Here is an 11,870-nt window from a genome sequence, read left to right as displayed (position 1 = left end):
CGGGTCCGGTACGGGCGCGGAGGCGCCGACGGTGACGGGTTCGCGCAGGGCGCCGCCCAGGTGGCGGGCGGTCTGGCGGGCCAGTTCGGCGGCGTCCTCGCCGGGGCCCAGCGGCAGCAGGAGGACCGTGCCGCCGTCGCGGGCGGAGGCGAGCCCGCGGCGGGTAGCGGCGAGGTGCGAGGCGGCGGACCACAGGCGCTGCCGGTCGGCGCTCTCGCGGCCGGACGGCTCGGCGCCGCCGGCGGGGCCGGCCCGGTCGATGCGGGCGGCGAGCACCACGTGCGGCGCCTCGCTGTCGGTACGGAGGCGGGCGGCGCGCTCGCGCAGCAGGCGGCGGTCGCGGTCGGGGGCGTCGAGGAGGTCGTCGAGCAGCTCGCCCCGGACCCGCTGTTCGGCCTCGCCGGCCGAGCGGCGGGCGAGCAGCAGCAGGGAGGTGACGAGGGCCGCCCGCTCCAGGGTGCGCAGGTCGACGGGGTCGAGGTCGGGGCGGCCGCGCAGGACGAGCGCGCCCAGGTGCTCGCCGCCGGCGGAGACGGCGGCGACCCAGTCGTCGCCGTCGCGGACCGCGTGCCCGCCGGCCCGGCGGGCGGCGCCCGCGGTGGTCTCGGTGAACTCGACGGTGCCGCCGAGCACCTCGGAGACGGCCTCGGCGACGTCGTGGACGCCGCCGCCGCGCAGCACCAGCTCGGAGAGGCGGTCGTGGACCTCGGAGGCCCGCTCGATGACGGCGCTGTGCGCGCGGATGATGTCGTTGGCCCGCTCCAGCTCGGCGAGGGCGGAGCGGGTCTCGGCGAGCAGGTTGGCGGTGTCGATGGCGACGGCCGCGTGGGCGGCGAAGGAGCCGAGGAGGGCGACCTGTTCGCGCTCGAAGACCCGGGCCCGGCGGTCGGCGGCGAAGAGCACGCCGATGACCTGGCTGCCGAGGCTGAGCGGCACGCCGAGGATGGCGACCAGGCCCTCGTCGCGGACCGCGGTGTCGATGGTGCGGGTGTGCTGGAAGCGTTCGTCGTCGAAGTAGTCGGCCGTGACGTACGGGCGGGCTGTCTGCGCGACCAGTCCGCCGAGGCCCTCGCCCATGCCCAGGCGGAGCTGCTGGAAGCGGGCGGAGACGGAGCCCTCGGTGACCCGCATGTAGGTGTCCCCGGCCGCCGGGTCGTTGAGGCTCAGATAGGCGACCTCGGTGCCGAGCAGGGAGCGGGCGCGCTGGACGATGGCGCGCAGCACCGCGTCGAGGTCGCGGAGTCCCGCGAGGTCGTGGGCGGTGGCGAAGAGGGCGGACAGCTCGGCCTCGCGCCGCCGCCGGCCCTCCAGCTCGGCGCGGACCCGCAGGGCCAGTTGTTTGGCCTCCTCCAGCCCGGCCAGCGCCTCGGGGCCCGCGCCGCCCGCGCGGGCGAGGAGCACGGGCCGGTCGTAGGCCTCCGTGGCGGCTCCCCGGGCGAGGAGTTCCAGGTAGGAGACGTGTTCGTGGGACATGGACACAGGGATACCTGCCGTACGCGTGATCGCACCACCCCTGTGGACGGCCCCTGTGGACGACTCCCGCCGGGGACCTCGGGCCCGTGCTTCAGCCCGGGCGGGCGGTGCGGAACCACGTGGGCTCGTCGGCGAGCGCCTTCTCGATCCGCAGGTGGGAGAAACGCTTCATCTCGGGGAGGTCGTCGACCTCGAACCAGCCGACGTCGATCGACTCGTCGTCGTTGACGCGGGCCTCGCCGCCGACGGCCCGGCAGACGAAGGCCACGTCCATGTACTGGCAGATGTCGCCGTTGGCGTAGACGACGGGCTTGCGCAGGGTCTCGACCAGGAGGATCCGCTCGGGCACGCACAGCACCCCGGTCTCCTCCTCGACCTCGCGGACCGCGCAGTCCGCGGGCTGCTCGCCCGGTTCGACGATGCCGCCGATCACGGCCCACGCGCCGGTGTCGGCACGGCGGCCGAGCAGGACCCGGCCCCGGTCGTCGAGGACGACGGCGCTGACGCCGGGCAGGAAGAGGAGCTGGTGCCCGGCGGTCTTGCGCAGTTCGCGGATGAAGTCAGGGGTAGCCATGCGGTCGACCCTAGATCATCTTCCCGGGCGCGCCCGGCCTCAGGACCGCGCCCGGCGGGCACGGACGGCGCGGGCCGCGGCCCAGCCGAGTCCGGCGGCCGCGACGGCGGCGAGCAGGGCCTCCGGGAGGGTGCCGAGCCGGGTGGCGGGGGTCTGCGAGGAGCGCAGCGGCACCTCTTCGACCAGGTAGTCCGGGGTGAACATCTCCGTCCGCGAGACGATCTCGCCGTCGGGGCGGATCACGGCGCTGACGCCGCTGGTGACGGGGACGACGACGGCCCGGCTGTGCTCCACGGCCCGCACCCGGGACATCGCCAGCTGCTGGTAGGTCATCTCGCTGCGGCCGAAGGTGGCGTTGTTGCTGGGGACGGTGAGCAGCTGCGCCCCGTGGGTGACGGTGTCGCGGACGGCCCAGTCGAAGGCGGCCTCGTAGCAGGTGGCGAGGCCGACCCTGGTGCCGGCGAGGTCGAAGACGCCGACCTCGCTGCCGGGGCCGAAGTCGCGGGCGACGCGGTCCACGTTGCTGTTGAAGAGCCGGACGACGGACCGCATCGGGATGTACTCGCCGAAGGGCTGGACGTGCCGCTTGTCGTAGGTGGCGGTGGGTCCCTCGCCGGGCTCCCACCGGATGAGGGTGTTGCGGAGCTTCCCGGTGGGCGGGGCGACCACGGCGCCGATGACCGTGGGGGCCCCGACGGCCTCGACGGCGCCCTCGATGACGGCGGCGGCGTCGGGGTTGGCGTAGGGGTCGATGTCGGAGGAGTTCTCCGGCCACAGGACGAAGTCCGGCCGGGGCTTCGTGCCGGCCTTCACCTCGGCGGCGAGTTCCCGGGTGCGGGCGGCGTGGTTGTCGAGGACCTGGCGGCGCTGGGAGTTGAAGTCGAGGCCGAGGCGGGGGACGTTGCCCTGGATGGCGGCGACGGTGGCGGTGCCGTCCTCGGGGGCGTCGCTGACCAGCGGCAGGGCGGCGAGGGCGCCGGTGACCGGGACGAGGACGGAGAGCGCGGCGGCGGCGAGCGGTCCGCGCGGGACGGCGCCGGTGGCGCGGTGGAGGCGGACCAGCCGGACGGCCTCGTACAGGCCGAAGCCGCAGAGGGCGACGGCGAAGCCGAGCACCGGCGTGCCGCCGACGGCGGCGAGGGGGAGGAACATCCCGTCGGCCTGGCCGAAGGCGATCTTGCCCCAGGGGAAGCCGCCGAAGGGCACGCGCGCGCGTGCCGCCTCGCCGAGGATCCACACGCCCGCGGCGAGGACCGGCCACCAGGGCAGCCGGGAGACGGCGGCGATGCCCAGGCCGACGGCGGCGACGAAGAGGGCCTCGACGGCGGCGAGGGCGAGCCACGGCACCGGGCCGACCTCCTCGCCGGTCCAGACGAGGAGCGGCAGCAGGAAGCCGAGGCCGGCGAGGTGTCCGAGGCCGAAGCCGGCGCGGAGCCGGCGGCCGTGCAGGCTCCAGCCGAGGAGCGCGAAGGCGGGGAGCGCGAGCCACCACAGGGGGCGCGGCGGGAAGCTCAGGTAGAGCAGGACGCCGGAGAGCAGGGCGGCTCCGGGGCGGACGAACCGCGCGGCCCGGCCGAGGCGGCGCGCCGGGTCGTCGGTCGCGGAGGTGTCGTCGGCGGCTCCGGCCGCGTCGGGGGTGATGGTGGTGCTCACCTTGCGGAGTGTACGGGGCGTGCCTGTTGACGCCCGGCACGGTACGGGGGCGGGCCCGGGCCGTCGCGCGCGCACGCGCGTGCGTCAGGCTCCGGTGGGGGTCTGGGGCGGGGCCGGGCGGCGGAGGTGGGCGCGGATGGAGTCGACCGCCGACGCGGCGCCGTCGACGGTGACGGTGAAGCGCCGTCCGTCGGCGAGGCGCAGCACCAGGCCCTCGCCGCGGCGGACCACGACGGCGGTGTCCCGGTCGGGGCGCGAGCGGTAGCCCCAGCCGCCCCAGTGGCGGGGGGTGACCCGGGGGGCGTAGTCGGCGCCCACGACCTCGGTGAACGGGATGGTCCGGCGCGGGACGCCGATGTGCCCGCAGCGGACCTCCATGGCCCTCTCGTCCACCCGGACCTCCACGTGGACGAAGGCGAGGGTGCCGAAGAGGACGAGGAGCCCGGCGGCGACGCAGCCGACGACGGCCATGCCGAGGGCGGTGACGCCCGCGGTCCAGGAGGCCTCGACGGCGAGGGTGACGCCGAGGGCCACGCAGGCGGCACCGGCGACCGCGGCGAGCCACTGGAAGCGGTTGGTCGCGCGGCCGGTCCACACGGCGGGGTGCCCGCCGGGGCGCGGTGGCCCGGATTCCTGCCTCATACCGGGAATATTACCCGGTGATGTCCGGTTCGTCGCAGCGGAGCGGAGTCGCCCGGTGACGGTGGGTGAGGGTCAGAGGGAGGGGGCCGGGGCGCCCGCCAGGAGCCGGCCGGCGGCGTAGTCGAGGGCCGCCGCGGGGAGGGCGCCGGGGCGTCCGCTGAGCAGCACGGTGAGGGTGCCGGTCGGCGCGGCGCCGGGGGCGGGTTCGGCGCCGATCCGGCGGAAGGCCTGGGCGGCGACGGCCTCGGCGGAGCCGTGGAAGACGATCGGCGGCAGTCCGGGGAGGCGGCGGGGGGCGAGGGCGGCGAGGATGCGGTCCTCGACGAGCTCGTAGTGGGTGCAGCCGAGGACGAGGGCGCGGACGTCCGGCGGGGTGAGGCCGGCGGCGGCGGCGACGGCCCGGTCGATGGCCTCGGGGTCGGCGTGCTCGACGGCGTCGGCGAGGCCGGGGCAGGGCACCTCGGTGACCTCGGCGCCCGCGGCGAACTCGCGGATGAGGCCGCGCTGGTAGGGGCTGCCGGTGGTGGCGGGGGTCGCCCAGATGGCGACCTTGCCGCCCGCCGCGGCGGCCGGCTTGATGGCGGGCACGGTGCCGATGACGGGGATGCCCGGTTCGAGGGCGGCCCGCAGGGCGGGGAGCGCGTGGACGGTGGCGGTGTTGCAGGCCACGATCAGCGCGTCGGGCCGCTGGTCGGCGGCGGCGCGGGCGACGGCGAGGGCGCGCCCGGCCAGGTCCTCGGGGGTACGCGGTCCCCACGGCATGCCGTCGGGGTCGTTGGAGAGCAGCAGCTCGGCGTCCGGCCGCAGCCGCCGCACCGCGGCGGCTGCCGGGAGGAGGCCGATTCCGGAGTCCATGAGCGCGATCTTCACCCGGTCACCCTAGCCGATGGGCCCCGGAACCCCGGCGATCTGGGGCAGACTGCGACGAATGAGCACCCTTGCCTGGTTCGCGTGCGTCTCCCTGGCCGTCTGGGTCTGGCTGCTGCTCGGCCGGGGCTTCTTCTGGCGGACCGATCAGCGCCTGCCGCGGGCCGGCGCGGACGGGGGGCCTCGGGCGTGGCCCGGGGTCGTGGTGGTCGTGCCCGCGCGGGACGAGGCGGAGGTCCTGCCGCTGAGCCTGCCGTCGCTGCTCGCCCAGGACTATCCGGGCCGGGCCGAGGTGATCCTCGTCGACGACGGGAGCGCGGACGGGACCGGCCGGCTCGCGGTCGAGCTGGCCGCCCGGCACGGCGGGCTGCCCCTCACGGTGGCGTCGCCGGGCGAACCCGCGCCGGGGTGGACGGGGAAGCTGTGGGCGCTGCGGCACGGGATGGCGCTGGCACGCGCGCGGGGGCCCGAGTTCCTGCTCCTCACGGACGCGGACATCGCCCACGGACCCGACAGCCTGAGCCGGCTGGTGGCGGCCGCGCTCGACGACGACCGGGACCTCGTCTCGCAGATGGCCCGGCTGCGGGTGACCGGCTTCTGGGAGCGCCTGGTGGTCCCGGCCTTCGTCTACTTCTTCGCGCAGCTCTACCCCTTCCGCCGGATCAACGCCGCCCGGCCGCGGGCGACGGCGGCGGCCGGGGGCTGCGTGCTGCTGCGGACGGAGACGGCGGTGGCGGCCGGGGTGCCGGACGCGATCCGCGCGGCGGTGATCGACGACGTGTCGCTGGCGCGCGCGGTGCGGGCGGCCGGGGGCCGGATCTGGCTGGGGCTCGCGGAGCGGGTGGAGTCGGTGCGCCCCTACCCGGGGCTCGGGGAGCTGTGGGCGATGGTGGCGCGGAGCGCGTACGCCCAGCTCCGGTACAGCCCCCCGCTGCTCCTGGGGACGGTCGCCGGGCTGGCGCTCGTCTATCTGGTGCCGCCGGTCGCGTGCCTCGCGGGGCTCGGCGCCGGGGACGCGCCGACGGCGTGGGCCGGCGGGGCGGCGTGGGCGGTGATGGCGGGGACGTACGTCCCGATGCTCCGCTACTACCGCCGGCCGCCGTGGACGGCGCCGCTGCTGCCCTTCACCGCCTTCCTCTACCTGCTCATGACGGTGGATTCGGCGGTGCGGCACCACCGGGGGCGGGGCGGGGCGTGGAAGGGACGGGTGTACTCCGGAAGCCACGCGGAGGGGGACGGGGAATTCGCTTCCCGACACGGGGAGTAACGCGGCGAATTCGGCGCGTACCCATGTGCCCCCCGGGCGCGGGATTGACGATTCGGCATACCCAAGATCACTTCTCTCACCCCTTCCGGTCGCCTTTTCTTTATCCGTTCTTCATACCGGGAGCATCGGTCGGAGCGCTCGGGCTCGACCCGCCGGTAACCCCCTCTCAGCTCGGGTTTTGCGCGATCATGGGACGGCGCCGTGCCCGTTTTTGACATGTTCGCTCTGGTTGGGCATCCACGGCCGCCGGAAGCCCGTCAAAGAAGCTGTTGAGCAGGCTCCCCAATCGGCAGATCGTGGGCTTAACTTATGTGCCATGACCTCCCCCCGCTCCAGCTATGGAGGCGGTTACCACACCGCGCCGTCCTTCCCGGACACCCCTATCTACGACTCCCTGGTCGCGGAGCGGGGCACGCCTCAGATCGCCCCGATCCGAGTGCCCGCCGCGTACGAGGCCCCCGTCGGCTACCAGCAGGCGCCCGCCCCGTCGGGTTCCTACCTGCCGGCGCTGCCGGCGGCCCTGCCGGCCCTCCCGTCGGCGCCGTCCCCCCAGCCCGCGCCCGCCTACCACGGCGGCGGGTACGGATACCCCCAGCCGGCCCCGCAGATGGCGCCCGCGCCGCTCCAGCCGGCGCCCGCCCCGTACATCCCGCAGCAGCCCGCGCCGCCGCGCGGCTACCCGGCGGGGCCGGTCCCGCAGCCGGCCCGCCCGGCGCCCGCCGGGTACGAGGCGATGCGCCCGGCCGCCCCGCGCCCCGCACCGGCGCCGGTCCCGGCCCCCGCGCAGTACCACGACCCGTACAACCGCCCCTATCAGGGCGGCGGTTACTGACGGACCGCGCGGATCCGGCCCCGCCGGGGACGGAGCGGCTGGCAGGATGGGCGCATGGCTGATCCCGTCCTCCGCTCCGTCCACGTCCACCCGGTGAAGGCCCTGCGCGCGCTCGAGCGCGCCGAGGCCGAGGTACAGCCCTGGGGCCTCGCGCACGACCGCCGCTGGGCGGTCGTCGACGCCGGCGGCACGGTCATGACCCAGCGCCGCCACCCCCGTCTCGCCCTCGCCTCGGCGGAGCCCCTCCCGGACGGCGGCCTGCGGCTGACCGCGCCCGGCCTGGACCCCCTCGTGGTCCCCGTGCCGGAACCCTCGGCCACGCTGACCGCGGACGTCTTCGGCGAGGCCGTGGAGACGGTGCCCGCCGGGGCGGCGGCCGCCGCCTGGTTCTCCGCCCACCTGGAGGCCGACGCCCGCCTCGTGCACCTGGACGCGCCCGAGCACCGCCGTCCGGTCGACCCCGCGTACGCGCTGCCGGGCGAGACCGTGAGCCTCGCCGACGGCTATCCGCTGCTCGTCACCACCAGCGCCTCCCTGGACGCCCTCAACGCGCTGGTCGCCCAGGGCGACCACGCCCACGAGGGCCCGCTCCCGATGAGCCGCTTCCGGCCCAACCTGGTCGTCGACGGGACCGAGCCGTGGGCGGAGGACGGCTGGACCCGGCTCGCCGTCGGCGAGGTGACCTTCCGCGTGGCCAAGCCCTGCGGGCGGTGCGCGGTGACCACCACCGACCAGGCCACCGGCGGACGCGGCAAGGAGCCCCTGTGGACCCTGGGCCGGCACCGCTCCATCGACCGGCGGCTCGTCTTCGGCCAGAACCTCGTCCCCGAGCACACCGGCACCGTCCGCGCCGGCGACCCGGTGAAGATCCTCGGCTGATCCCGCCCCCCTCCGCTCGACAGGCGAACCGGACGTCCCCCGGGCACACTCGTCCGAGGAACGACGAACGAGGGGGTTCCGGCATGCGCGCAGTCACCGGCCTCTGGCGCTGGCGGCACAATCCCCTGTGCCGGAGGACGGACCTGGTCGAGGCGTGGGTGGCGCTCGTGGCCGTCGTCGCGCTGTGCGTGGCAGTGCCCGCGGCCGGCTGGACGGCCGCCGCCTCCGCGCGGCACTCGCTCCAGCGCGCGGCCCACGCCCAGCAGCAGGGGCGGGTCGAGACCACGGCCCGGGTGCTCCGGTCCGCCCCGGCGCCGAGCACCGCCGTCTCGGGCGAGCAGACGGCCGAACGGCGGTTCCGGCGCACGGTCGTGGCCTCCTGGACCGCCCCCGACGGCACCCCCCGGACGGGCACCGTCACGACCTCCCGGGCAAGCGGCGCGCCCGGGGACGCCTTCCCGCTCTGGACCGACCGCGCCGGCCGGCCCGTCCCCGCCCCCATGGCCGGCTCCACCGCCCGGACCCACGCCGCGGGCGTCGGCCTGATGGCGGCCGCCCTCGCCGCGCTGGGCGTGGAGTCGGTCCGGCGGCTCGCGATGCGGCGGCTGAGGCTGCGCCGGTACGCGCGCCTGGACCGCGCCTGGGCGTCGGTCGGCCCCGACTGGGGACGTACCGGCACCGGCACCTGACGCTCCGGAACCTCGCCTTCCGTGCCCCGTACGGGTGCGGCTCGACGACCCGTCAACCCCGCGCCTCCCCGCGCGCTACGGTGGGGCATCGGATCCACGATCCAGGAGATGGGATCCAGGGTCCTGGAGGTTGGATCCAAGATCCGGGAGATTGGATCCAGGATCCGGCCTCCCGGATCCAGGAGAGCGGATCCCGGACAGGGGATCCACGACACCGGATCCACCATGGCGGATCCGGACGTCGGATCCACAACATCGGATCCAGGACACCGGATCCACGACACCGGATCCCGGATCCGGTTCAGCGTCGGCGCACGAGGCGGGGGCAGAGCACACCCATGGCACAGGGCACGGTCCAGGTGACGCACACCGGCACGTCGCGGTGGCGGCGCCGCACGGGCGAGTACGCCTCCCTCGCCGCCGCGCTGGAGGCGGCCGGCGACGGCGACGTCCTCACCGTCGCGCCCGGGACGTACCGCGAGAACCTCGTCGTGACCCGGGCGGTGACCCTGCGCGGGCCCGAGGACGGGTCCGGGCCGGTGCGGATCGCGCCGCCGGACGGGGTGCCGCTGACGCTGCGCGCCTCGGCCGTCGTGCAGGACCTGCACGTCGAGGGCCAGGACGTGGCGGCGCCGGCGCTGCTCGTCGAGGACGGCACGCCCGAGCTGCTCGACCTGCGGATCATGACCCGCTCGGCCTCGGGGATCGAGGTGCGCGGGCAGGCCCGGCCGACGGTCCGCCGCTGCACCGTCGACAACCCGGCCGGGGTCGGCATCGCCGCCGTGGACGGCGCCGGCGGGGTCTTCGAGGAGTGCGAGGTGGTCGCGGCCGGGCAGGCCGGGGTCTCCGTGCGCGGCGGGGCGCACCCGCGCCTGGAGCGGTGCCGGGTGCACCACGCCTCCGGCGCCGGGATCGCCGTCACCGGCGAGGGCAGCGGCCTGGAGGGCGTCGGCTGCGAGGTGTACGAGATCAAGGGCGCGGGCCTGCAGATCGCGGCCCGCGCCTCCGCGCACCTGATCGACTCCTCCGTCCACCGCACCTCCGCCGACGGCGTCACCCTGGACACGGACGCGGTGCTCACGCTCTCCGACTGCGACATCCACGACGTGCCGGAGAACGCGGTGGACCTGCGCTCGCGCGCGGTGCTCACGCTCACCCGGTCGACGGTGCGCCGGTTCGGGCGCAACGGCCTGTCCGTGTGGGACCCGGGCACCCGCGTGGACGCCCACCGGTGCGAGATCCACGACAGCACGGGCGACTATCCGGCGGTGTGGGTGAGCGACGGGGCGAGCGCCGTCCTCGACGCGTGCCGGGTGCACGACGTGCCGGACGCGCTCTTCGTGCTGGACCGCGGCTCCCGGGTGGACGTCGTGGACAGCGATCTGACGCAGGTGCGGAACACCGCCGTCTCGGTGAGCGACGGCGCCACCGCCCAGCTCGACGACTGCCGGATCAAGGAGGCGTCCACCGGGGCGTGGTTCCGCGACCACGGCAGCGGCGGCACCCTCGCCAACTGCACGGTGGACTCCGTGCAGACGGGCGTCATCGTCACCAAGGGCGCCGACCCCACGGTCGAGCGCTGTGCGGTCGTCTCCCCCGCCGAGGCCGGTTTCTACGTGTCGGCGGAGGGCCGCGGCACCTTCCACGGCTGCCGGGTCACGGGCAGCGGCGGCTACGGCTTCCACGTGATGGACGGCTGCCGGACCGTGCTGCGCCGCTGCCGGACCGAGCGGTGCGCGCGCGGCGGGTACGAGTTCCCCGAGGACGGGCCCGTGGTCGAGGACTGCACCGGCGACGAGAGCGCCGTACGGACCCCGCCGGCGCCCTCGCCGGCCGCGCCCGCGCCGGTCCTGACGGACGGCCGGCACTCCCCCGGCCTGCTCAGCGCCTTCCCCCCGCCGCGTACCGCCACCGCGCCGGCCGTGACCCCGGCGCCGGCGGCGGCACCGGCCTCCGCCTCCGTGCCCGTCCCGGCCCCCCGGTCCTCGGAGGACGTGCTCGGCGCGCTGGACGCGCTGGTCGGCCTGGACAGCGTCAAGCACGAGGTGCGGACGCTCACCAACATGATCGAGGTGGGCCGCAGGCGGCAGGAGGCCGGGCTGAAGGCCGCCTCGGTCCGCCGCCACCTCGTCTTCACCGGCAACCCGGGCACCGGCAAGACCACCGTCGCCCGCCTCTACGGCGAGATCCTCGCCTCGCTCGGCGTGCTGGAGCGCGGTCACCTGGTGGAGGTCTCCCGGGTCGACCTGGTCGGCGAGCACATCGGCTCGACCGCGATCCGCACCCAGGAGGCCTTCGACCGGGCGCGCGGCGGGGTGCTGTTCGTGGACGAGGCGTACGCGCTGTCGCCGGAGGACTCGGGGCGGGACTTCGGGCGCGAGGCGATCGACACGCTGGTGAAGCTGATGGAGGACCACCGGGACGCGGTGGTGGTGATCGTCGCGGGGTACACCGCCGAGATGGAGCGGTTCCTCACCGTCAACCCCGGTGTGGCGTCCCGTTTCTCACGGACCATCACCTTCGGCGACTACACGCCGGAGGAGCTGCTGCGGATCGTGCGGCAGCAGGCGGACGAACACGAGTACCGGCTCGCGCCGGGCACGGACGACGCCCTCCTGGCGTACTTCGGGAAGCTGCCGAAGGGCCCGGCGTTCGGCAACGGGCGGACCGCCCGCCAGACCTTCGAGTCGATGGTGGAGCGGCACGCGGGCCGGGTCGCCGTGCTCGCCGAGGCGAGCACCGACGACCTGACCCTGCTCTACCCGGAGGACCTGCCCGAACTCCCCTGACCCGCGGAGCCGTCCGGGCTCCCCTCGCCCGGACTCCCCCCGCCGCCCGGACCCCTCTGCTCCGCCGCCTCGTCCACGCCCCGCTGCCGGGGCAGGGCGGGCAGCAGCCGGTCCAGGAGCGCGGCCCGGCAGACCGCGAAGGCCGGGTCGGCCTGGTAGTCGGAGTGGCCGAGGACCGGTTCGGGCAGCGGGTGGGCGCGGGTGC

At 76.0% G+C, this 11,870-nt stretch carries 11 protein-coding genes; 5 read left to right on the top strand and 6 right to left on the bottom strand.

What is annotated here, in order from left to right:
* The 5 genes from AB0E83_RS33465 to AB0E83_RS33445 all read right to left on the bottom strand — a co-directional run.
* Positions 1–1,473: GAF domain-containing protein (locus AB0E83_RS33465; RefSeq protein ID WP_362120267.1), on the bottom strand; the 1,473-nt coding region annotated here is incomplete at its 3' end.
* A gap of 91 nt (positions 1,474–1,564) precedes the next feature.
* Positions 1,565–2,047 (bottom strand): NUDIX domain-containing protein, encoded by a 483-nt coding sequence (locus AB0E83_RS33460; protein ID WP_362120265.1) that lies wholly within the window; start codon positions 2,045–2,047, stop codon positions 1,565–1,567.
* 39 nt (positions 2,048–2,086) lie between these two features.
* Positions 2,087–3,700, bottom strand: a complete 1,614-nt coding sequence (lnt, locus tag AB0E83_RS33455) for an apolipoprotein N-acyltransferase (protein WP_362120263.1) — start codon at positions 3,698–3,700, stop codon at positions 2,087–2,089.
* Positions 3,701–3,784: 84 nt separating this feature from the next.
* On the bottom strand, positions 3,785–4,342 hold the full coding sequence (locus tag AB0E83_RS33450; protein ID WP_362120261.1) for a hypothetical protein: 558 nt from the start codon (positions 4,340–4,342) through the stop codon (positions 3,785–3,787).
* A gap of 72 nt (positions 4,343–4,414) precedes the next feature.
* Positions 4,415–5,212 (bottom strand): aspartate/glutamate racemase family protein, encoded by a 798-nt coding sequence (locus AB0E83_RS33445; RefSeq protein WP_362120259.1) that lies wholly within the window; start codon positions 5,210–5,212, stop codon positions 4,415–4,417.
* 58 nt (positions 5,213–5,270) lie between these two features.
* On the opposite strand from AB0E83_RS33445, the gene AB0E83_RS33440 reads away from it, so the two are divergent.
* From AB0E83_RS33440 to AB0E83_RS33420, 5 genes are all read left to right on the top strand, one after another.
* Positions 5,271–6,476 carry a glycosyltransferase gene (locus AB0E83_RS33440; protein ID WP_362120257.1) on the top strand — a complete coding sequence of 402 codons (1,206 nt, stop codon included), beginning with the start codon at positions 5,271–5,273 and terminating at the stop codon, positions 6,474–6,476.
* A 316-nt stretch (positions 6,477–6,792) separates the two neighbouring features.
* Positions 6,793–7,308: a DUF6643 family protein gene (locus tag AB0E83_RS33435; protein ID WP_362120255.1), complete on the top strand. Its 516-nt coding sequence runs from the start codon at positions 6,793–6,795 to the stop codon at positions 7,306–7,308.
* A gap of 54 nt (positions 7,309–7,362) precedes the next feature.
* On the top strand, positions 7,363–8,187 hold the full coding sequence (locus AB0E83_RS33430) for an MOSC N-terminal beta barrel domain-containing protein (RefSeq protein WP_362120253.1): 825 nt from the start codon (positions 7,363–7,365) through the stop codon (positions 8,185–8,187).
* Between the two features lie 83 nt (positions 8,188–8,270).
* Positions 8,271–8,876, top strand: coding sequence for a hypothetical protein (locus AB0E83_RS33425; protein ID WP_362120251.1), 606 nt, complete (start codon positions 8,271–8,273; stop codon positions 8,874–8,876).
* Positions 8,877–9,214: 338 nt separating this feature from the next.
* Entirely contained in the window at positions 9,215–11,665 is a 2,451-nt protein-coding gene (locus AB0E83_RS33420) for a right-handed parallel beta-helix repeat-containing protein (protein ID WP_362120249.1), read from the top strand.
* Here the strand turns inward: AB0E83_RS33420 and AB0E83_RS33415 are convergent.
* Positions 11,635–11,870, bottom strand: a 236-nt coding sequence (locus tag AB0E83_RS33415; RefSeq protein ID WP_362120247.1) for a hypothetical protein, incomplete at its 5' end; no start/stop codon positions are given. The two genes, AB0E83_RS33420 and AB0E83_RS33415, sit on opposite strands and share 31 nt — an antisense overlap.

Source organism: Streptomyces sp. NPDC035033, assembly GCF_040636735.1.
Taxonomy (GTDB): domain Bacteria; phylum Actinomycetota; class Actinomycetes; order Streptomycetales; family Streptomycetaceae; genus Streptomyces.
This window is presented reverse-complemented; position numbering and strand designations above follow the sequence as displayed.